Source organism: Microcoleus sp. AT3-D2, assembly GCF_036705715.1.
Lineage (GTDB): Bacteria > Cyanobacteriota > Cyanobacteriia > Cyanobacteriales > Microcoleaceae > Microcoleus.
On the sequence record NZ_JAUBVE010000005.1, the window covers coordinates 114728 to 134724 of the forward strand.

The 19997-nt window shown below is 45.0% G+C and carries 21 protein-coding genes; 10 read left to right on the plus strand and 11 right to left on the minus strand.

Going from position 1 to position 19997, the window contains the following annotated elements:
• Positions 1-94: 94 nt before the first annotated feature.
• Both QUB44_RS03975 and QUB44_RS03980 read left to right on the plus strand, forming a co-directional pair.
• Positions 95-2626 carry a vWA domain-containing protein gene (locus QUB44_RS03975; protein ID WP_333363328.1) on the plus strand — a complete coding sequence of 844 codons (2532 nt, stop codon included), beginning with the start codon at positions 95-97 and terminating at the stop codon, positions 2624-2626.
• A 95-nt stretch (positions 2627-2721) separates the two neighbouring features.
• Positions 2722-3066, plus strand: a complete 345-nt coding sequence (locus tag QUB44_RS03980; RefSeq protein WP_333363329.1) for a hypothetical protein — start codon at positions 2722-2724, stop codon at positions 3064-3066.
• Between the two features lie 115 nt (positions 3067-3181).
• Here QUB44_RS03980 and QUB44_RS03985 read toward each other — a convergent pair whose 3' ends face one another.
• The 4 genes from QUB44_RS03985 to gyrA form a co-directional block, all read right to left on the minus strand.
• Complete coding sequence (locus tag QUB44_RS03985; RefSeq protein ID WP_333363330.1) at positions 3182-4474, minus strand: ribonuclease D; 1293 nt, start codon at positions 4472-4474, stop codon at positions 3182-3184.
• 219 nt (positions 4475-4693) lie between these two features.
• Positions 4694-5350 (minus strand): Uma2 family endonuclease, encoded by a 657-nt coding sequence (locus QUB44_RS03990; protein WP_333363333.1) that lies wholly within the window; start codon positions 5348-5350, stop codon positions 4694-4696.
• Positions 5351-5480: 130 nt separating this feature from the next.
• Positions 5481-5633, minus strand: a complete 153-nt coding sequence (locus tag QUB44_RS03995) for a hypothetical protein (RefSeq protein ID WP_333363336.1) — start codon at positions 5631-5633, stop codon at positions 5481-5483.
• Between the two features lie 57 nt (positions 5634-5690).
• Positions 5691-8402, minus strand: a complete 2712-nt coding sequence (gyrA, locus tag QUB44_RS04000; RefSeq protein WP_333363338.1) for a DNA gyrase subunit A — start codon at positions 8400-8402, stop codon at positions 5691-5693.
• A gap of 389 nt (positions 8403-8791) precedes the next feature.
• Here gyrA and QUB44_RS04005 point away from each other — a divergent pair, with 389 nt between their 5' ends.
• The 4 genes from QUB44_RS04005 to QUB44_RS04020 all read left to right on the plus strand — a co-directional run bounded on the left by QUB44_RS04005 (position 8792) and on the right by QUB44_RS04020 (position 12498).
• A complete protein-coding gene (locus QUB44_RS04005) occupies positions 8792-9727 on the plus strand; it encodes a histone deacetylase (protein WP_333363341.1) in 936 nt (311 codons plus the stop codon).
• A 357-nt stretch (positions 9728-10084) separates the two neighbouring features.
• A complete protein-coding gene (locus QUB44_RS04010; RefSeq protein ID WP_333363343.1) occupies positions 10085-10273 on the plus strand; it encodes a hypothetical protein in 189 nt (62 codons plus the stop codon).
• A 616-nt stretch (positions 10274-10889) separates the two neighbouring features.
• Positions 10890-11912, plus strand: coding sequence for an ATP-binding cassette domain-containing protein (locus tag QUB44_RS04015; protein ID WP_333363346.1), 1023 nt, complete (start codon positions 10890-10892; stop codon positions 11910-11912).
• A gap of 256 nt (positions 11913-12168) precedes the next feature.
• Positions 12169-12498 (plus strand): DUF433 domain-containing protein, encoded by a 330-nt coding sequence (locus QUB44_RS04020; RefSeq protein WP_333363348.1) that lies wholly within the window; start codon positions 12169-12171, stop codon positions 12496-12498.
• A gap of 95 nt (positions 12499-12593) precedes the next feature.
• Here the strand turns inward: QUB44_RS04020 and QUB44_RS04025 are convergent, their stop codons facing one another.
• Both QUB44_RS04025 and QUB44_RS04030 read right to left on the minus strand, forming a co-directional pair.
• Complete coding sequence (locus QUB44_RS04025; RefSeq protein WP_333363351.1) at positions 12594-13208, minus strand: Uma2 family endonuclease; 615 nt, start codon at positions 13206-13208, stop codon at positions 12594-12596.
• Positions 13209-13239: 31 nt separating this feature from the next.
• Positions 13240-14643 carry an NB-ARC domain-containing protein gene (locus tag QUB44_RS04030; RefSeq protein WP_333363354.1) on the minus strand — a complete coding sequence of 468 codons (1404 nt, stop codon included), beginning with the start codon at positions 14641-14643 and terminating at the stop codon, positions 13240-13242.
• A 186-nt stretch (positions 14644-14829) separates the two neighbouring features.
• On the opposite strand from QUB44_RS04030, the gene QUB44_RS04035 reads away from it, so the two are divergent.
• Positions 14830-15060 (plus strand): hypothetical protein, encoded by a 231-nt coding sequence (locus QUB44_RS04035; protein WP_333363357.1) that lies wholly within the window; start codon positions 14830-14832, stop codon positions 15058-15060.
• 273 nt (positions 15061-15333) lie between these two features.
• Positions 15334-16143 carry a GUN4 domain-containing protein gene (locus QUB44_RS04040; RefSeq protein WP_333363359.1) on the plus strand — a complete coding sequence of 270 codons (810 nt, stop codon included), beginning with the start codon at positions 15334-15336 and terminating at the stop codon, positions 16141-16143.
• Positions 16144-16147: 4 nt separating this feature from the next.
• Here QUB44_RS04040 and QUB44_RS04045 read toward each other — a convergent pair whose 3' ends face one another.
• The 5 genes from QUB44_RS04045 to QUB44_RS04065 form a co-directional block, all read right to left on the minus strand.
• Positions 16148-16612, minus strand: a complete 465-nt coding sequence (locus QUB44_RS04045; RefSeq protein WP_333363362.1) for a DUF433 domain-containing protein — start codon at positions 16610-16612, stop codon at positions 16148-16150.
• 110 nt (positions 16613-16722) lie between these two features.
• Positions 16723-17058 carry a XisI protein gene (locus tag QUB44_RS04050; protein ID WP_333363364.1) on the minus strand — a complete coding sequence of 112 codons (336 nt, stop codon included), beginning with the start codon at positions 17056-17058 and terminating at the stop codon, positions 16723-16725.
• On the minus strand, positions 17046-17399 hold the full coding sequence (locus tag QUB44_RS04055; protein WP_333363505.1) for an element excision factor XisH family protein: 354 nt from the start codon (positions 17397-17399) through the stop codon (positions 17046-17048). The genes QUB44_RS04050 and QUB44_RS04055 overlap by 13 nt, the downstream gene beginning before the upstream one ends.
• 179 nt (positions 17400-17578) lie before the next feature.
• Positions 17579-17836, minus strand: coding sequence for a hypothetical protein (locus QUB44_RS04060; RefSeq protein WP_333363367.1), 258 nt, complete (start codon positions 17834-17836; stop codon positions 17579-17581).
• Entirely contained in the window at positions 17799-18158 is a 360-nt protein-coding gene (locus QUB44_RS04065; protein ID WP_333363370.1) for a DUF6972 family protein, read from the minus strand. The genes QUB44_RS04060 and QUB44_RS04065 overlap by 38 nt, the downstream gene beginning before the upstream one ends.
• Before the next feature lie 131 nt (positions 18159-18289).
• On the opposite strand from QUB44_RS04065, the gene QUB44_RS04070 reads away from it, so the two are divergent.
• Both QUB44_RS04070 and QUB44_RS04075 read left to right on the plus strand, forming a co-directional pair.
• Entirely contained in the window at positions 18290-19180 is an 891-nt protein-coding gene (locus QUB44_RS04070; protein ID WP_333363373.1) for an ABC transporter permease, read from the plus strand.
• Between the two features lie 384 nt (positions 19181-19564).
• On the plus strand, positions 19565-19948 hold the full coding sequence (locus QUB44_RS04075; protein ID WP_333363375.1) for a hypothetical protein: 384 nt from the start codon (positions 19565-19567) through the stop codon (positions 19946-19948).
• The last annotated feature ends 49 nt before the right edge of the window (positions 19949-19997 follow it).

A 19997-nucleotide genomic window follows, 5' to 3' on the forward strand; every position in this document is an offset into this window, starting at 1 on the left:
TCAGTTTCGCAAATAATTTTCCACACAGGCCTTGACATCCACATAAGCGCGTGTCATGATTAAGTTGAGGAAAAAATCAACATAGGTGAAAACTATGGCACGGCAAGCGAAACAATCATCTCAAGTCAAAAGTTCCAGCAGCCAAGCAGCCTCCAATACTCGCACCAAATTTACCCTCTACAATTTTGCCGGAAACGCCAAGGCATTCTATCTAGTCGATCGCATTAATTTAGAAAGAACACCAGGCGATATCCCAGAAAAATCCGTCGCTCACAGCATCATTATCATCGACCGTTCCGGCTCAATGTATTATGACTTAAAACCGCTGAAAGAAACCCTAATCAAGCTTTTGACCTTAGACGAATACAACAATTACCAGCTAATTGTCAGCCTGATTTCCTATGCTGACAAGGGGAACGTAATTTGTCATTTCCAGCGAATTCCCATTCAAGAAGTGCTGAAGTTTGACTCTCCATACATCAAAGAAATTCAAAAAATCCACACGGCTGGCTCTACCTGCATATCGCAGTCGATGGAACTCGCTAAATCTCTGGTTAAAGCGGGAGAATTGACAGCGATCAATTTGCACACAGACGGCTATGCAAATGACCCCAGTGCCAATTCCGAAGCTGCAAAACTAGGGGAAATTTGCGAAGAACTTAAAGAAATGGATGTGTTTGCTAACACTATCTCCTATGCCTGTGCTGACTTCAAACTTCTCTCCAAAATCGCCAACACATTATCGGGAAATTGCATCCGCGCTGGCGAAGTCAAAATGGTTTATGATGCTCTTTACGACAGCACAAAACTGTTAGGCAGTTCCGTTGCACCTCCGCTGGAAGAACCGTTAATTAAGGAATATGATTATCAAGTTTTTGTTTCCAAAAGCGGCAAGAAAATCAACGGTTCATCGAGTACGCTGAAAATCTGCGGGCTGAAAGCAGACGATCCGGGACTGTTTTACAAATATCAGAAAGTCGCCAAAGATGAGTATGACAAACTAGAGGTTCCCGTTGCTCAAACTGATGAGTCGGTGTTCGCTTTTGCGAAAGCTAACCTGGCTGACGGCAATTTAAATACGGCTAAGTATGCGCTGGTGAGTACCTTCGACGCTACTTTGACGGAAAAACACGCGAAAGCTTTGACAAATGCCCAAATAGCGGAGTTTACGGAAGATTTGGAACAGGCTGTCTTTGCGCCTGATGTGTTGAAAAATCATGAAATTGGCGATCGGGTAAAAGTCAGCGATAAAATTTCCCTGCTGGAGTTAATCAAGATATTGGAGGAAAACAGCAACAGCATCATCATCAACTTGAAACACTTGCAAGAAAATTATCAGCGAAAAGGTTTGAAGCGAATTGAAGGAAAGCGAGACGAAAACGGCAACCTTATCAAGCCTTGGCTGAAAACTGAATTCTTAGATGGTGGCGAATACGTGCAAATGGGTTCCTTTGCCATCAATCAAAATACCGCTACCATCAATATGCTGATTACCCGAAAAGCTAAGCTGGTAAAAGTTGAGGATGGAACTTTAATCGCAGAAGTGGCGGGAATTCTAGTTACAGACCTCAATACTTTCAACAATTATACCATTGTCAGCGACGGCGAAGTTAATATTAAGTCGCTGCGAACCAAAATCAGCAGCAAACCAGTGTTTGATTTGCTCAAAAAATGCGGTGTCCTTGAAAAAGACGGTTCGCCTGTGCAAGAATTTGACTTCCGTTCCGAGTACGATATTAAGTTAGAGACTTTGCCTCTCGTGCCTTTTGATGGGCGTTACGGTAGCCTTGACGGAGTGTTTGAGGAACTCGCAGAAATCAAAATTCTCTCTAGCATTCTCTCGGCTCATTTGAAGGAGGAATCCGAGGCTTACACAGCGGAACAATTGGAAGAATTGAAACAGCATTATCTGTCAAAAAGCCTTTACATCAATTTTCCGACGACGACGGAATACACAGATTTAAAAAGTGCGATCGCCAACGGTTCAGTAGATTCGCGAGTCAGCTACAAAATCGACATCGGCAGCAAAAACATCCTCAACTTCGGCAAATTGCACTCCGCCAACAAATTTCTCGATCGCCTTTATGAAGTTTACCACAAAAACACGGGCGAAAAGCTAGCCAAACCGACATTTGACATCACCTTAGATGAGCCTGTTGTCTTCGCCCACAAAACGCTGTCATCCCGAACAAAAATCACCAAAGTTGACGACTTGATGAAACTGATTTTCGATGAGTTTTTGGGGTTGGAGGATAACGGAATTATTAGCGCTACTTTAGCCAAAGTGGGTGCAGATAGTTTGCTGCGGCTTTTGCAAGCGAAATGGCAGGGAGAAGATGTCAAGCGAGAGGAGTTTGTCGCTGCTTTAGCTAATGCGAATGAGCGACTGGAAGCTTATGCCGAAAAAGTGTACAGGGAAAAAGTTTCACCGCTGGTTTTCTATATCGGTTCTACCGGACTTATCCCGGATGAAATGGAGGCAAAAGCGGCGACTGCTGAGGAAATTAATTCTAAATACGGCAACTTGCAATTTTCTAAAGATGAGCAAGAGGGGATGTTTTTTGAAGTGGGAGACTGCATTATTAGCGTGTATGCTAAGAATGAGTATTTCACGGTAGGGAAGTAGGAATTAGGGTGGGCTTTTGCCCACCTTGGTTAAATATGGCGGATTGAAATCAACCGCAAAGGCGCAGCCCCTAGTAACAAATCAGGTCAAAAAATATGGATACACCACCACTCCCACAACCAAAACTCGATCGCACACCGATCACTTTCGATCAATATGCAGCCTACACCCCCCAAAAGCTAGAACTGCGGCATGGTTTCTATGGCTATGGAGGGCAAGACTTGACAGGTTTTTATCTTGCAGTATTGGCAAATATGGGGTTACGGGAAGCTGTTCGCCAGGTACCGCTTTCACTATGGCTAGAAGCAATTCAAGAGTTAGCTTTGCAAAATCCTAAACTCAACTTTGATACTGAAACTGGGGAAGCTATGCTTAACAGCTTGAATCGAGGATTGGAAGATTTGCAAGCAGTTGCAGAGTATTTGGAAGAACAAGGTTAATTGCGATCGGTACAAACAGCAAAAACGAAACACTATTCGTTTATTGTATCAGGTGCGTCGCTGTAATATTATCGATATTTCTTTGGATATTTTTCATGGCGACGCACCCTAGGACTTAAAACGGGATTTCCTCATCTTCATCTTCCACAGTCTTCGCCGTCATCCGCCAACTGGTAATATAATCAATTTTCACATCAATTTTGTTAATTGCTTCCCCTAACCGCTTTTGGATGTATTGAGTCAGCGTCACCATAAAATCTAACTCAACTCCTGCAGATAGCGCAAGTTTTGCCAAGCTAGCAAAATCTACCTTTAAAATTGAGGAACTGGATAACTTAAAATGGGGAGTATTTTCCTGATTTTGCACCAACATTGCTTTTTTAATGCGCTCTTTCAAATGCTCAACTTCAGAATCCAGCAACTTCCATTCAGGCAAAATTTCTTTGTACCTTTCCCCCAATGCTGTTAAATCCTCACTCTCCGGTTCCGGCGCAATTTTCTTAGTAGATTTTCGCCGCTGCTGTACATTAGAATTCAACCGCCAACTAGCAATATCCTCCACCTCCAAAGATGGATGATCGATGAGTTTGCCTAACTGTTTTTGAATTTCTTTCGTCAGCGTCACCGGAAAATTTAACTCAATTCCCTCAGCTTGCGTCAGTCTGGCCAGCGTCATAAAATCAACTTTCATCGTTATCGAACTGGAAAGCTGAAAATAAGAACTGTCTTTGAGATTTTGCGCCAGCATCCCCGCTTTAAATCGTTCTTTAACTTCAGCGATTTCTGAATCTAGCGGCTTCCACTGAGACTCTATTTCCTGATATTTTTCGCCCAATGCTGTCAAGTTTTCTGTTGCGGGTTCGGGGTAACATTGGGCAATAATTTCTAGCAGGCGGCGATGCAATCCAGCTAAATAAACCGCGTCCATCTTGGCATATTCTAGCTGCTTCTGGGTCAGGGGACGCTTTGCCCAATCGCCGCTTTGTTCTGTTTTATCTACATAAGCAATGCCGCAAAGTGTTTCTATTAAAGTTTTGAGTTGTCGATTAGGTAAGGGCAGAATGTAAGCTGGAATCTTTCTCGCCATTTTCAATGTGCAAGTGACATTTTGAGCGTCGTCATTGCCGAGAAATCTGATGTCATAGCTGGCGTTGTGCAAGACTTTTTCTATATCTGGATTGACCATGATTTGGTTAATGAAATCTTTTGCCAATTCAGGTTTATCCAAGACATCTAGTAGAAAAGTGGCATCTCCAGTCGAATCTGTGGAGTCAGCTAACACCTGAATCAGAGATAATCTGGGGTTGGATTTATAGTCAGCGATTTCTGTATCCACCCACAGGATTTTAGCTTTGGAAAATTGAGCGATGAGTGCTGTGATGTCGTTTGCTACTGTTAAATAAGGCATTTTTACCGACTTTTGCTATTAACTTTTTGATTCTATTATGCTATAGCAATTATCGGATCGATTGTCAACGATTCAAGCGCCGGACATGGCATTGCCGTGTCTTGGACACACGCAGACCTCAGAAATCCGGTTTGTTCCTATATTTCTCGTTCCTGTTCACAAAACTCGTAGAAACCGGGTTTTTAGCCTCCAGCTAAAAAAAGAATGCAGTCGATCGCACTATTGAGGATTCCCGCGAACTTCCTCTAAGAACCAGTTACCTACTTCTGTATTGTCCGTCTGGCGACTGCGGCGCAAACCTTCCTCTAATAAAGCAACTTTTAGCCCCGGCAAAACTTGAGATTCCGTCAGACGTTCGCTTCCACGGTTAGCAATTATTTTGAAAGCAATAACTTGCGCTTTTTGTACGTCTACTACCCAATACTCAGACACTCCTAATTCTTCATAAATCATTCTTTTGGTACCCAAATCGTCTACGAGAGAACTGTCGGCAATTTCAATCGCTAAATCTGGGGAAACTAGGCTATCTAAATTCACTACAGAACTGCCGCGAGGTGCCGTTTGCACCCGGTCTCCGATGTAGTAAGAAGCATCAGGTTGAGCGCCTCTGACACCCGTTTTGGCGTAGCTACAGTTGACCAGCAGTCTCATTTTTATACCTTTAGCAATGCCAAATAAATTGATTAAGATGACGATAATTCCGTTGTCATCAGCATGATCTGGCCCGACTGCTGCCATTTCAATCCTCAACTGTCCGTTGTAATAGTAGCATTTTGCTCGATCGTACTCCGGCTGTTTAATAATTTCTATATATTCATCCCAAGTCGCTGTAACCCAGGTATCAGTTAGTAGTTTGGTTTGGAGTTGACTCATCATTACCTCACCGGAAAAAATCTTTGACTTTTGAGGGAAAACTTCTGATATCCATTCCGGTTGCACCGGAATGATTGTTGACTGTTGACTGTTGACTGTTGACTGTGAGTCAAAAAACTGAAAATGGCGCGAATTATTTGTTGGCAGCTTGATTCGACTTTATCAGGACGATGAAACGCGGATTTGATATCATTGTGGCGCAGCCGGAATTGATATGAGTAGGCGCGATCGCATTTTTACCATTCAGCAGTAAAGTACCCACGGAGCGCCCTACAAACGATCGCATTTTTACCATTCAGCAGTAAGGTACGCAACGCGCACCTTACAAACTATTAACCTATGACTATTCTGCCACTTCGTCACATTCCAATTCTTCTGCCGATTCTTCACCAGCAGGCGGCACTAAAGCCACAGCTACGATCGAATCATCCTCATCTAACCGCTGCACCCGCACACCCGTTGCTGTGCGCGATTGCGTGGAAATTGCACTCACAGCCTGACGGATAATAATACCTCGGTTGGTAATGATCATCAACTCGTCATCTTCGTTGACAATTCGCAGCGCAGCTACCTGATCCTTACCCTTTTTCGACTTGAATTTAGTAGCCGTCAATCCCTTGCCAGCCCGTCTTTGTAGGCGGAATTGAGAAACTGGAACCCGCTTGCCATAGCCGTTAGTGGTGATTACCAACACCGAAGGAACTTCGCTGCTAACTGTCGAAATTTCTTCGACCTCTTCGCCTTCAATTTCCTCGGCTTGCAGTTCTAATTCTTCGTCTTCCAATTCCCCATCTTCAGTGTCCAATTCAGCAATTTCGCCTCCTTCTAATTCCGAGTCTTCAGTTTCTAATAGAGCAATATTAGCTCCCTCTAATTCCGAGTCTTCAGTTTCCAATTCAGCAATTTCGGCAACAATTGAACTGGGCAAAATGTCCATGCTAATCAACTCATCGCCCGATCGCAATTTCATTGATTTTACACCCCGCGTCGCGCGGCCGACTGGGCGCAACTGTTCGTGATTGGTGCGGAAATGAATTGCCATGCCTTGGCGCGTACCGATGATGATGCTGTCACCCACTTTTGCTCTGCGTACCCAGCGCAGTTGGTCGCCTTCTTCTAGAGAAATGGCGATTAATCCATTAGTGCGGATGTTGCCAAAAGCTGAAAGTGCGGTTTTCTTGATGTAGCCGCCGCGAGTCAACATCACCAAGTATTCTTCACTGGTAAATTCTGTCACTGACACCATAGAAGTAATTTTTTCTTCTATCGGAATCGGCAGCAGTTGTACCACGGGAGTGCCGCGGGCAGTCCGGGAACAGATGGGAATTTGATAAGCTTTGACAGAGTAAACTACGCCCCTGTCGCTGAAGAACAAAACGCTGTCGTGATCGCAACAAGAAAGGAAATGTTCTACTCCGTCATCTTCTTTCATTTTCGCGCCTGCTTTGCCGCGAGTAGCGCGACTTTGGGCCTCGAAAGTGCTGACCGGCATCCGCTTGATGTAACCTTGCTCTGTGATCAGAATAATTGCTTGTTCGTTGGCAATTAAATCTCTTTCATCGATTTCTCCTTCGGCGTGTTCGATGACGCTGCGTCTAGGAGTCGCGATTTTGGTTTGGATTTCGACTGCTTCAAATTCGGCGATTTCTAAGATGCGTTCCCGGCGCGCTAAGATATCTTCCAAGTCTGCGATTTTAGTTCGCAGTTCTTCGTGTTCTTGCTGAATTTTTTGCGCTTCTAATGCTGTCAAACGCCGGAGCTGCATTTGCAGAATTGCGTCGGATTGCTGTTCAGAAAGACCGTAATTATCCATCAATTCTTGTTTGGCTGCTGCGGAGTCGGCAGCGGCGCGAATTAGGTGAATAATTGCATCTAAGTTGTCTAGGGCAATTAATAAGCCTTGCAGAAGGTGGTCGCGTTCTTCTGCTTTGCGGAGCTCATATTGAGTCCGGCGAGTAATTGTCTCAATGCGAAAATCTAGGAAGACATTGAGGAATTGGGAGAGCGTAAGTAGTTGGGGTTCCCCATTTACTAGCGCTAACATATTGGCTCCAAAGTTGGCTTGGAGGGGTGTTTGTTTATAGAGATTGTTGAGGACGACGCGGGGATAGGCGTCGCGCTTGAGTTCGATCACGATCCGCATTCCGTCTCTATCGCTTTCGTCGCGAATGTCGGAAATTCCATCTAATCTTTTGTCGTTGACAAGTTCGGCAATTTTCTCAATTAGGGCTGCCTTGTTTGTTTGGTAAGGCAATTCGGTGATAATAATTGCTTCTTTGTCGGGGCGGCCGGGATGTTCGATGGTTTCAATGCCGGCGACTCCGCGCATTGTAATCGAACCGCGCCCGGTGGTGTAAGCATCGCGAATGCCGCCTCTACCGAGAATTTGCCCTCCGGTGGGAAAGTCCGGGCCGGGAATGTACTGCATCAATTCCAGGTCAGTAATTGCTGGATTGTGGATTAGTGCTACTAAACCGTCAATTATTTCGCCTAAATTGTGCGGCGGAATGTTGGTGGCCATCCCTACAGCAATCCCGGAGGAACCGTTGAGCAAAATTTGGGGGATGCGTGCCGGGAGTACGAGGGGTTCTTGCTGGGAACCGTCGAAGTTGTCGCCGAAATCAACTGTTTCCGAGTCGATATCGCGCAGCATGGAGTCGCTCGTCAAAGCTGTCAGGCGACACTCGGTGTAACGCATGGCAGCGGGCGGGTCGTTGTCAACGGAGCCGAAGTTGCCGTGGCCGTTGATCAGGCGTTCCCGCATGGAAAAATCCTGAGCCATCCGCACCAGGGCGTCGTAAACCGCTGTATCTCCGTGCGGGTGATACTTGCCCAGCACCTCCCCCACGACGCGGGCGCATTTGCGGAAAGGTCGATCGGGAGTCAAGCCCAATTCGTTCATGGCGTAGAGAATGCGTCGGTGAACGGGCTTGAGACCGTCCCTGGCATCTGGTAGCGCCCGACCGACTATTACGCTCATGGCGTATTCCAAGTACGATCGGGACATCTCATTACCCAGATCCGTCGGGATTATCCGCGACTCAGAGGTGCTCATAGGTTGAAAAACTCCGTTAAAAATTTAAATTTGACGGCTATAAATCTCAAAAATGCGATAAAATCGGTTTGGATTCAGTAGAGCTGCCAAATATTGCCAATTACTCCTGAAATTATATCACAATTTGCCTTGAACTTTATGGGAAAGTTGCCAGAAAAATTAAGGAACGAAACAAGCACAATTGATGATTTGTCAGTTGGTGATTTTGTCAGCAGTTGGCACAAGCTAAAAAGGTTTTTTTAGGCGGTCGGGTTTCATGCTTTCGTGAGTTTTTTTGACGGCCATATAAGAAATTAAAATGGTTACTCGATCGCAATTTTAATTTCACAAAACCGAAGGCCTTCTTAAAGCCAACTAAAAATCTAAAATCTAAAATCTAAAATCAGCCGATGCTACCCGTCATCTACTCCGAAGATTTCTTGCTGCACAAGACTGGAATGCTTCACCCAGAGCGACCAGAACGTTTAACGGCGATCGTCAATGCTCTGAAAGCTGCTCCTTGGGCTGCCCAAATTGAGTGGCAACTGCCCACCCCAGTGGCGCAGCGCGAACAAGCACTGTTCTCGGCTCTCAAAAAAGTTCACGCGCAAAGATACATCAAAGAAGTCGAACATTTGGCTCATCGGGGAGGCGGCTACCTCGACGGTGATACGCCGATTTCTGCTGAAAGTTACGACGTAGCGCTGCTAGCGGCGAGTGCTTGGCTCGATGGGGTCGATCGAGTGCTGGCTGCGGGGGAACCGGCTTTTGTGCTGGCCAGACCGCCGGGACACCATGCCGAAAAAGCCCGCGCGATGGGTTTTTGCTTGTTTTCCAATGCTGCCATCGCAGCGAACTACGCCCTGGAACAGCCGGGAATTAACCGCGTTGCCGTCCTCGACTGGGACGTGCACCACGGCAACGGCACTCAATCTGTGGTGGAAAACAGCCGGCAAATTGCCTACTGTTCCCTGCACCAATCTCCGTGCTATCCGGGAACGGGAGATGCCGACGAGCACGGGGCCTACGGCAACGTGCTGAACATCCCCCTGTATCCGGGCGGCGGCATAGCTGAATACCTGAGCGCCTTTGAATCTCTTGTCGTGCCTTTTTTGTCAAAATTTGAACCGGATTTGTTGATTGTCAGCGCCGGTTACGACGCTACTGCGTCGGATCCGCTGGCGAGCATGACTCTGGGTCCGTCAGATTACGGTACTTTCACGGGATATTGCCTGCAAATCACCCGCCGCATCGCCTTTGGTTTGGAGGGGGGTTACGCGCTCAAAGAGTTGGCCCAGTCGGTTGTGGCGACTATTGACCGATGCCTCAATAAGGTGGAAAATTAGCTATGGGGAAAATGAGGTTGAGAAGCCATGAGGACGGGATTGAGATTTTTTGAGGGCGATAAGCGAAGCTATCATTTGCCGATCGCGCTTGATGACTTTTTTCCTTCGGACCGGTGACTTCTTCACGCTTAACTTCTTCACCCTTGACTTATTCCTTCTGAGTTCCGTGACAAACATCACAAATTTAAAAGATCCGAGTCACTTGCCATCTAAGTCTCGGTCACAGATTTGTAGCGCAAAAATCACACTGTGTCACTGTTTTCGATCGCCTTTGGAGTCGCTCCCAGAGCTCATAATAGGATTATTAAAGTCAGGGTGTAAAAATTTTATATGTCTCAATCAACTAGGAGGTTTATCATGTCACTCTCCCAAATGACACTCGAAGAGTTATTTGGTCAGATAATGTTCTCCAGCGTCGTGACTCGCCACGACCGGAGCCAGCTCAGATCTGCACTCTTAGAAAGAACGCTGAATGAAGATGAGTATGCCATCATCAACCGACTTCTGTACAACGTGCGCCGCGGTTGGGTAAAAATTATCGATTAAAGAGGCGGCCGTCAACCTCCTTGAGGAGGAGTTAATACGATTTTCGATTTTCGATTTTCGATTTTCGATTAAATCGATTAAAGAATTGGTAATGACTGATAACTATCGGGGTTTAGAGCACGGGGCTACAGTTACATTTTTTGGCGAACTGGTTAAAAGTAGAAATGGCCACTTCAGGAAGTTTTTTGTGTTTAATACTTGGATCGAAAGTTTGAGGCGTGAGAGAGCGGTGTGAATTATCAAAATCGCCTTACACATCAGCCTATAGGTAGAGATTATTATAAAATAACAGGTTTCGGGTGCATCTCTACTTGTTGAAAAATTGTGAGTTTTGAGTTGTTAACCCAGAGGTTAAAATTAACTCAAAACTCATAATTTTTTGGAGGTGAGATTTGAGATTTGAGATAGGGAAAGACTGATGGGGTAGGGGCTGGGAGCCTTTAGAAAGTTGATATTTTATAAACGGGTATTAAAAATCAAAACAATAAGCAGTTTCCGGTTGAGGAGGATGGTGCGATCGTTACAAGCATAGCGAGTCGCATTGGTCGATCGACCATTCCGGCAATTTGAGTCCGGAAGTGTCAAAATATTAACAACCAGTTCATCCCCAAAATATATGGCTCCCGCCGTTTTAATTGAAAATCTTCAGAAACGCTACGGCACTGTAGAAGCCGTTAAAGATGTTTCCTTCAAGGTAGAACCGGGGGAAATATTTGGTTTGCTAGGCCCCAACGGTGCAGGCAAAACCACAACCCTGCGGGTACTTTGTACTTTGAGTGCGCCCGATAGCGGACGCATTGAAGTGTCTGGCATTTCTGCTGTCAGCCAGCCGAGAATTGCCAGACAAAGACTAGGCTATGTCGCCCAAGAAGTGGCTCTCGATAAGGTGCTGACGGGGCGGGAACTCCTGCAACTGCAAGCAGCGCTTTACCATTTGCCGCGCCATACGATTAAAGGGCGGATTGAGAAAATGGTGAAACTCCTCGGTTTGGAGGAGTGGGAAAATAAAAAGACGGGCACTTATTCCGGCGGTATCCGCAAACGCCTCGACTTAGCTGCTGGGTTGCTTCACCAGCCGGATGTTTTGGTGTTAGACGAACCGACTGTCGGGCTCGATATTGAAAGCCGGGTGGTAGTGTGGGATTTCCTGCGTCGCTTGCGGGAGGAAGGTACGACGGTGTTGATTACCAGCCACTATCTCGAAGAAGTGGATGCTTTGGCCGATCGCGTGGCGATTATTGACAAGGGTACGGTGATTGCTGAGGGGACGCCGGAGGAGTTAAAAAATCGGGTTGGGGGCGATCGGGTGACTTTGCGGATTCGGGAGTTTTCGCCGATCGAAGAAGCCGAAAAAGCTAAAAATCTGATGCAATCGCTGCCTTTTGTGCAGGAAGTAATTGTCAATACCGCTCAAGGAAATTCTCTCAATTTAGTAGTAACACCGCAAAGCGATGCGCTGGTGACTATTCAGCAAGCTTTAAAAAATGCGGGACTTCCTACTTTTGGGATTGCTCAATCTCGGCCGAGTTTGGATGATGTGTATTTGGCGGCGACAGGTAAGACGCTGTTGGATGCGGAGTTGGCTGCTGCTAGCAACCGCGATTTGAAGGCCGAGCAAAAACAGGCGATGCGATCGTAGTTTAGTTTAATGGGAAGCTCCGCGCGCGGGGTCAGAAACCCGGTTTCTTGACAGATTTCTGGTCGCCAAACCAGATTTTCCTCAGAAACCGGGTTTCTTTGGCCTTAGTCCTATTTAAGTTAATGCGGGCGATTCTCTTTGGGGATAGCTCCGCTTCACGCACTTTTTGATTCAAGGAAGGGGCGATGGTTTTTTTAGCTACAATCTTAAGAGGGGAGCGAAAAAATAAGATGCTAATTTTGGGAGATATTAATAGATGAATCTTGTTTTAGAAGTTGAAGCGCCTCCTTTCCGAGAAGATGCAACAGGTGCTATTCGGGTGGGAAACTCAAGAGTTTTGCTGGAATTGGTGATTAGAGCTTTTCAGGATGGTGCGTCGCCAGAATCTATTGTACAGCGTTATTCAACTCTGTCGTTGTCCGATGTCTATAGTGCGATCGGCTATTATCTCCGACACCAAGAAGCAGTAGAAGCTTATCTCAATTATCGCGAGCAATTAGCCGATTCCGTCCGTCAGCTTTTGTTAGGTATTCCACCGGATCTCAGCGTTGTGCGATCGCGCTTGTTAGCCCAAAAACAATCTTGAGGGTTAAGTATTTCGGCGGTAGAAACCGAGTCTACACAAACGAATTCTGCCTTCGCAGACTAAGAGATAAACCGATATTCAAGGTGGATTTGATATCATACATCTAACACTTGCTCTGCTGTCAATGCTAATTCGGGGAAAGTTCGAGATATAATTCGCTCAGTTCCTCTGTAAGCAGTCATTTGATAAACCCCATTTTCATCAAGCAGGTAAACAAAAACAGTTGGCTCTTTCGGGTTGCCCAAATAGTTTCTGCTACCCAAAGCTAAATAATCGACAATCCAATATTCAGAAATTCCCAGCCGTTGATATTCATCCAGCTTGTCGATATAATCATCTTCCCAATTTGTTGAGACAACTTCTACAACTAATTGTGGTGGTTCAGTTAGGGCTGAATAGGCGAAGGGCTGCGATTCCCAGAGGGTTTTGTCTACTACTGTAACATCAGGATGGCGGCCTTGTTCTTTACCATTCGGGGTTAATGTCCTCAGCATAAATCTGCCAGATACCCTGTAATTGAGCGGAACGCGATCGACTTCTCTATCAAATTGTTTTATCAGAAAATCAGCAACATCCTCATGCAATCTTATTGGTAATATTTTCACAATTTCTCCATTGACAAGTTCATAGCGGCCTTCTTCATCGGGAAGTTGCTTCACAAATTGCTCGAAACTGAGAATCTGCTTAGGTTGGGTAGGAGTTGCGGTCATGGTTTTCTCTCATTTAGCTAGATATTTAAGACTATTCTGCCACCATTTTAACATACTGTTTTAACACAGGTGGAATCGTGAAAACGGTTTCAGTTTCACCGCTCAATTTTTCGATCATTCCCCGTCTGGCTAAAGATTGAATTGCTTTAAATAATTCGCCCTGCGAACCTTGACATTTTGCCAGAAATTGAGTAAAGGAAACAGGTTCGATTTCATTACTAAGTTGCGAAATAGCCTGTTTTTCTATTTCGGACAACCGCTGATAATGCTGCTGCAATATCGGTGTCAATTCATCGCTTAAAAATACTGGTTGATAGCTTAAATATTGAGAGACTCTACCGCCAAATAAGTTGTTAATGGTTTGAGCGACTAATTTTAACCAGAGGGGATTACCTTGATAAAGGTTAATCAATTCTGACCAGTATTCTTCATCCAACAAACCCTTTTGTCTAAGAATTTCTGTTGCTGCTTCACCTAAACCTGTTAACTGCAATAAACGTACTGCTGAATTATCGTCGGTGAATGTGATGATGTCTGAGGGAGGTTCCCAACTATTGAGAATTAAGCAGCTATTGTGGGGAATTTCGCCGATAAGTTTAAATAAGGTTCCGTAGTTTTCATATCCGAGTTTATAATGTCCTGCAAGTTGCCCGCTGCTGAGAATTTGCTGCACGTCATCGAGGATGATGAGACAGGGATTTTCGCGCAATGTTTCTATTAGGATTGACAACTGAACATCGGTGTTGGCGGGTATGTTAATTTCTGGTTGATTTGAGAGAAATTGAATGAGGGTTTTGAGGGTTGTTTCGAGGGGTGGGGAGGTGCGGAGACTGCGCCAGATGATGCGATCGAATTGAGTTTGAATTTGGGGGATGAGGTGACGGGCGATCGCACTTTTGCCGGTGCCTGCCATGCCTGTGATGGTGAGGAGGCGGCAGTTTTGCTCTAGAATCCAGGTTTCGAGGGCGCTGAGGGGAAATGAATGGCGATCGTAGAATGTTTTGAGAGCCGGTGCATCTCTTAAATCGAGTCGCGGTTTCTGTTGGGTTTTGTCTTCAGTTGAGGTTTGTGTTGGGGGTGAGTGTTGTGAAGTTTGGGGAGGCTGTGAGGCTTCTGTGCAGAAGTTGATGTTACCCTGTTCTAAAAAATTATAATTGAGGAAATTAGAATTGTGAGAAACTTGATATCTTTCCATTGTCGATCGAAAATTTGATTTATTTATATCTTCTCTTAATAACTTTGACAAAACTTTCAATAATTTTGAGGTAACATCCCTAGTGTAACCCTCACTGTAGCCAGATTCCTCGGCGATCTGAATGTATGTCTTACCTTGCCAAACACCCCGCAGTACAGTCTCTTGCACATCGGCTAGGTGTTTTCCTGTTTTGGCGAAAACTAGGTTGTCGGTAAATCTCAACACTTCTTTAACATCCATTAGTCGGCTAGCTGCTAGAGGTTTTGCCAATTATATCTGACATCTTCTGACATTTTCTAACATTTGCCAACAATCGTAGTTTTTCAAGATCAGACAAAATCTGACTTTTTCCGATAGTCATAACCAAGCTCTGATGTGAATAATTAGGATATGTAAAAGCTTTTTGGATAATCGAGGTAGCTAAAGATGGTAGTCATTCAACTGATTTCGGCGAAAACTGGACAACCCATCAAAGGGAAAGAGGTTGGCGTTGGAAACAATGATTTTTTAAAGCAGGGACAAACAGATCGCAAACGAACTAATCAGCAGGGAGAAGTTGAGTTCTCTATAGATCCTTGGGCTAATGGCACAGTTTATGTTGATGGCAATCGTGTTTATCAAGGTAAAATAGATGGATTTATGAGAATTTCTGTCTAAAACTAAAGCGAAAATTATCCAAAATTAGGATGTGTTAGTTAATCCTTAGCAGATAGAAGCGAGCGAGAGCCATTTTTTTAATGTTGCACAATTTCTTTACTGGAAACATTTTCGATAAGAGGCGATCGCTTAGATATTAAATTAAATTATTGTGATAATCGGATAATTTATGCCGCTCGCAATAGTGTTGACAAAGACAACAGAGAGGGATTTGTGAAAATCCTTCTCTACTAAACTCAAGCTAAAAACTTTAAGATTTAGGACTTCCAAACGATGGGAATTTTAATTGGGCTTGCGATCGCGATCGCTGCCTTTGTCACTTTAGTCAACATATACGAATACAAAAGCCAAGCAAGCACGAATACTTTGCGGGACTTACTCGCCTCTGGAAAGTGGAGAGAGGCTAATAAAGAAACTGAGCGACTCCTCGCTGTGACGACAAATCGAGCTATGGGTTTACCCAGAAATCAGGAGAGGTATCGTTTAAATCCGAAAACATTACAACGTTGCATTCCTTGTTCTATTTTACGCACTGTTGACCAGCTTTGGGTACAATACAGTGACGGACGTTTTGGTTTCAGCATCCAGTTAGGTATCTTGGAAGAATGTAAAAAAGCGGATGATTGGAAAAAAAAAGAAGTACAGGAATTTGATAGAATAAATAGCAGCGGTTACGGTATACAGGGTGGTAGAGTTCACAGTTATTTCCAAGGTTACGGGTTCTCTCCACTCGCCGATCCAGTGGAATTGGTAATTCTTTGGGAACGCTTAGGATGGATTACTCGTGGTTACACTGATGGCAGATACACTTATTTTAACCGAGATATTCCTGATCTCAACTACAGTCTAAGTGCTCCAAAAGGTCAACTCCCCGTCTATGATCATGGTACGACTCTTTATGATATACATACGCTAAGTATTTTGCAGCGACTAAAAGACTGTGGACACTCAGTCACCTCGATTCCACAACCTCTCAGCCCTTACCCACAATCTCCCTTTTTTAACCCCAACTCACAACCTCCCAGCATTGACCAACCTCCCGGCCTGGACCAACCTCCCGGCCCTGACTATCCCTTTTTATAAGAGACTACTCATACTCTAATTCTTGCCATTCTCTATCTTCCTGGTAATGTTGCAACATTGCCTCAGCTTGTCTTTCTAAAATCCTTCCCCTCTCTTCCAGCGGTAATTTCATAAATTCTCGGCGACTGGGATAGTTGGCTACTGTTGGTATTTCCAAAGCTATATCCGTCGGCTGCTTCTGAATCTTACGCTGAGAATTCAATGCTTCTATTCGATCGCCCTCAGCTTCTTCCGCTGCAATATCAGCATCAATTTCCTCTCGGTTAGCATGATAATAAGTCAAAGCTGCATAGACTTGGGTGAGAGTTAAATGCCCGATGCGATCGGCAATTTCTTCTGCACTCAAACTTTGCTTGTACCAAATAGCAATGCGCCGAACTGTAACACCCGTTCCGGCAATAATTGGACAGCCACCATGTATGTCAGGGTGACGGCTAATTAAAGTTCCTATATCCGTGATAGTTGACAAGATTTTTTCCCCGCCAATTTCTGATCGCTCTCTTATCTAGCATAGCACTGTCACAGCAAGAGCGATCGCCCCAATCATCCCCTAAGCCCTACCAGATCCCAAAACATTATTTAATTTACCGCAAATCCGGTGTACTGCCGAATATTGGGAGAACGAAATCCCAAAACAATCTGTTCTTTTGGGATTCCCCCCGCTACTAACTCATTCGCAATTCCCTCTTCAGTTCCATCTCTTTGAATCCAAATTTTTCCCTCAATAATATCAACATGAACTAAACATCCGTGAACCCTAATATCGTTTTCGCGCCCCAATATTATTAGCAAATAACGGTCTGAATCGCTATCAAAAACCGTTTGAATCTGAATATCTCCATAAGCATAAGGTATTTGAGCATATTCAGTCAGAATCTTTTTGATAATGCAACGATAATTTTCTAAGGTTCCCATTGTACTATCTCCTCATTTTTTTCAGCAAAAACGATTAAACATACTTGATAATCTGCTCTAATAATTTGACCAAGCGGTTCAGACAATAATTCGCTAAAAACTGATTGTGTAATAGCTAGATAGAGCTTTCTATCTGGTTCAGTTCTAGCTATTACAGAACGGTAAACTAAGTATTGACCCAGGGCATTCTCCAGGTCATTCATGTCTGATGCGCCAACAAAACTTTTGACTTCTACAGCTATCTTCTGTCCAGCCTTCTCAGCACTTAAAATCCGCTCTGCGCCCAAATCCACGTACATATCTTTAATTCCCCATTTTAATCGCAAGGGATCGTGGGTAATTCTCTATCCGTCTTTAAGGAGGGCATTTTTGACAACATTGTGATAGAGGTTTTTGGCTGGCATATTGGTGGAAGAAGTCAATTTTTAATCAAAACAATTATATCCTAAAGTTTCGATAATTATCAAGTTTTGATAATGCCGATCTCCTTAATTTTACCACAATATTTCTTCTAAAAGACTCAAGCAATTTCCTCCGCTAAAAGCCGACCATCGCAGCGCTCATACTCATCTTCCAAAAGCCATGAATGAGCCTCATCATAGCTTGAACTTAAAAACAGAGACGTATAGTTTGCTGATGGGTCATAAATACAAAAACTTCCATTCTTTCCACTCACTAACATCACAATACGAGGGGGAAAAACAATCGGGTCTACCCACAATTCGATAAATTCCCAGTCATTAATTTGTTCGGCGAGGTCGGGTGCGTGGGATAACATGATATTTATCTGTTCCTTTGATAATTTTTATTTCAGCGTAATAAAGGGGAATACGACTACCCTCTGATCTAATTTGATAGCCGATCGCATCGTCAAAGAAGAGTCCATAACGTTCGTAGTCATCGGTTTCATCCTCAACTCCTGTCAGATATCCTCTGTCTATAATAGCTTCCGTCACTGCATCTAGTGTAGCTCTGTCATTGAAAACATGAGCTTTTCCCTCTTTCCTTAGCAGTCGTTCCACCTGTGACGTACCGGGAAGATGTTTGTCAAATAAACTACTTCTAGCGTCTGGTGTTAGTTCGCGTTTAATGCCACTCATCAACTAATTAGACAGGTAACAGGACATTCAGTTTACCAAAACCCTACACAAAGACCGATCGCCCGCCCAACAGCACCAATACCTCCAGACTTGCTACTGTAAAGAGAGTTAGATTTAATCAACAAGCAATTATGAGCGGTACTGTTACATCCCCCAACAACCTCAACCAGCAGCGGCCACTCTCCACGGCATCCGCTGACACTTCCAGTTCCCTGCTGGGCGACTTCATCCAAGAAACACTAGCCTTAACCAAGCGCCTGTTTATTCAATTGCAGCGCCGCCCCTCGACGCTAGTTGCAGGCATTATTCAGCCCCTGATGTGGTTGGTTTTGTTCGGAGCTCTGTTTGAAAATGCACCCGCAGGCTTGTTCGGCGAAAGCCAGAATTACGGACAATTTCTCGGCGCTGGTGTAATCGTTTTTACTGCCTTTGCCGGGGCGCTGAATGCCGGTTTGCCAATCATGTTCGATCGCGAGTTCGGATTTCTCAACCGCTTATTAGTCGCGCCGTTGGCTTCCAGATTTTCGATCGTCCTGGCTTCGGCTATTTTTATCGTCACCCTCAGCTTTATCCAAACCGGCACAATCGTTACAGCGGGAGCGTTTTTGGGCGCGGGATTCCCCGGAATTGCCGGACTGGGGGCGATCGCCCTAATTGTCCTACTATTAGTTTTGGGCGTCACCGGCTTGAGTCTGGGTTTAGCCTTCGCTCTTCCCGGTCACGTAGAATTAATAGCGGTAATTTTTGTTACTAACCTGCCGCTGTTATTTGCCAGCACAGCCCTCGCGCCGCTGTCATTTATGCCAGAGTGGCTGCAAGTTGTGGTGACTCTCAATCCTCTGAGTTACGCGATCGAACCCATCCGCTACCTGTACCTGCACAGCGATTGGTCGCTAGCCAGTGTCGTGATGCACGCTCCTTGGGGTAATGTTAGCTTTGGAGGAGCGCTATTAGTGCTGCTGGCGTTTGATTTGGTGGCGCTGCTGAGCATTCAACCGCTGCTGCGGCGACGGTTTGCTTAGTTAGGGCGATCGCGGCCTATCTGCGGGCGATCGTTTAACCTGCACCATCAATTGTAGGGACACTCCAAAAGCCCATTGGTGTCAACTTAACGTCAAACCCAGTCACAGAATGGTGTTGGACTATTAAGCCTAGATCCCCCCTAGCCCCCCTTAAGAAGGGGGGAACCGGAAATGGATCAAAGTCAACCCCTACTCCCCTTCTTAAGGGGGATTTAGGGGGATCTGGACTCAGGTAAAAACGAGATTTATCAAGGCTTTCAGGCTTAAGTTGACACCAATGGGCATTGCCCTGTCCTTAGCCCCAGCGAAGTAATATAATATTTAGTCACAAGTCAGAATATTGTTTAGATAGAATTGTTTTTTTGAAGGTTCAACTAATAAATTATGAAGACCAAAACTTCCAAATCTGGCAAATTGATGGTGGGGATTGCTGCAAGCGCGATCGCATCCTGTGCTCTGTTCTCCCCTCAAGCAAGCTTCGCTCAAGCCAGCGGTGTAACTAATGCCCAACCGCTGCAAGACTTTCAAACTCAAGACAATACCGACCCATTTTCCGGCGGCAGCAGCGGAAGCGCAATCTTGGATTTAATTCATAGATCCAGATTGGGAGGCGGCCGCAGCATGGAAGAATTTAATACCGAACAGCGCCAAAATTTGAACGATGCGGCCACAGAATATCGGAACAAACAGCGCCTACTACTGGAAAAGCAAGCTGTACCTACACCAGGGGCGATCGCACCAGCAGAAATTACCGCCCCCGTCCCTTAAATTTACAACTGCTGTTTGCTCATTTCTCAGTCCGCGTGAGCGAAGCCAG

Excerpts from the sequence above, each read along its gene's own strand:
- QUB44_RS03975 (WP_333363328.1), top strand. The coding sequence starts at position 95 with ATGGCACGGCAAGCGAAACAATCATCTCAAGTCAAAAGTTCCAGCAGC.
- QUB44_RS03980 (WP_333363329.1), top strand. The coding sequence starts at position 2,722 with ATGGATACACCACCACTCCCACAACCAAAACTCGATCGCACACCGATC.
- QUB44_RS03985 (WP_333363330.1), bottom strand. The coding sequence starts at position 4,474 with ATGCCTTATTTAACAGTAGCAAACGACATCACAGCACTCATCGCTCAA.
- QUB44_RS03990 (WP_333363333.1), bottom strand. The coding sequence starts at position 5,350 with ATGATGAGTCAACTCCAAACCAAACTACTAACTGATACCTGGGTTACA.
- QUB44_RS03995 (WP_333363336.1), bottom strand. The coding sequence starts at position 5,633 with ATGCGATCGTTTGTAGGGCGCTCCGTGGGTACTTTACTGCTGAATGGT.
- gyrA (WP_333363338.1), bottom strand. The coding sequence starts at position 8,402 with ATGAGCACCTCTGAGTCGCGGATAATCCCGACGGATCTGGGTAATGAG.
- QUB44_RS04005 (WP_333363341.1), top strand. The coding sequence starts at position 8,792 with ATGCTACCCGTCATCTACTCCGAAGATTTCTTGCTGCACAAGACTGGA.
- QUB44_RS04010 (WP_333363343.1), top strand. The coding sequence starts at position 10,085 with ATGTCACTCTCCCAAATGACACTCGAAGAGTTATTTGGTCAGATAATG.
- QUB44_RS04015 (WP_333363346.1), top strand. The coding sequence starts at position 10,890 with ATGGCTCCCGCCGTTTTAATTGAAAATCTTCAGAAACGCTACGGCACT.
- QUB44_RS04020 (WP_333363348.1), top strand. The coding sequence starts at position 12,169 with ATGAATCTTGTTTTAGAAGTTGAAGCGCCTCCTTTCCGAGAAGATGCA.
- QUB44_RS04025 (WP_333363351.1), bottom strand. The coding sequence starts at position 13,208 with ATGACCGCAACTCCTACCCAACCTAAGCAGATTCTCAGTTTCGAGCAA.
- QUB44_RS04030 (WP_333363354.1), bottom strand. The coding sequence starts at position 14,643 with ATGGATGTTAAAGAAGTGTTGAGATTTACCGACAACCTAGTTTTCGCC.
- QUB44_RS04035 (WP_333363357.1), top strand. The coding sequence starts at position 14,830 with ATGGTAGTCATTCAACTGATTTCGGCGAAAACTGGACAACCCATCAAA.
- QUB44_RS04040 (WP_333363359.1), top strand. The coding sequence starts at position 15,334 with ATGGGAATTTTAATTGGGCTTGCGATCGCGATCGCTGCCTTTGTCACT.
- QUB44_RS04050 (WP_333363364.1), bottom strand. The coding sequence starts at position 17,058 with ATGGGAACCTTAGAAAATTATCGTTGCATTATCAAAAAGATTCTGACT.
- QUB44_RS04060 (WP_333363367.1), bottom strand. The coding sequence starts at position 17,836 with ATGTTATCCCACGCACCCGACCTCGCCGAACAAATTAATGACTGGGAA.
- QUB44_RS04065 (WP_333363370.1), bottom strand. The coding sequence starts at position 18,158 with ATGAGTGGCATTAAACGCGAACTAACACCAGACGCTAGAAGTAGTTTA.
- QUB44_RS04070 (WP_333363373.1), top strand. The coding sequence starts at position 18,290 with ATGAGCGGTACTGTTACATCCCCCAACAACCTCAACCAGCAGCGGCCA.
- QUB44_RS04075 (WP_333363375.1), top strand. The coding sequence starts at position 19,565 with ATGAAGACCAAAACTTCCAAATCTGGCAAATTGATGGTGGGGATTGCT.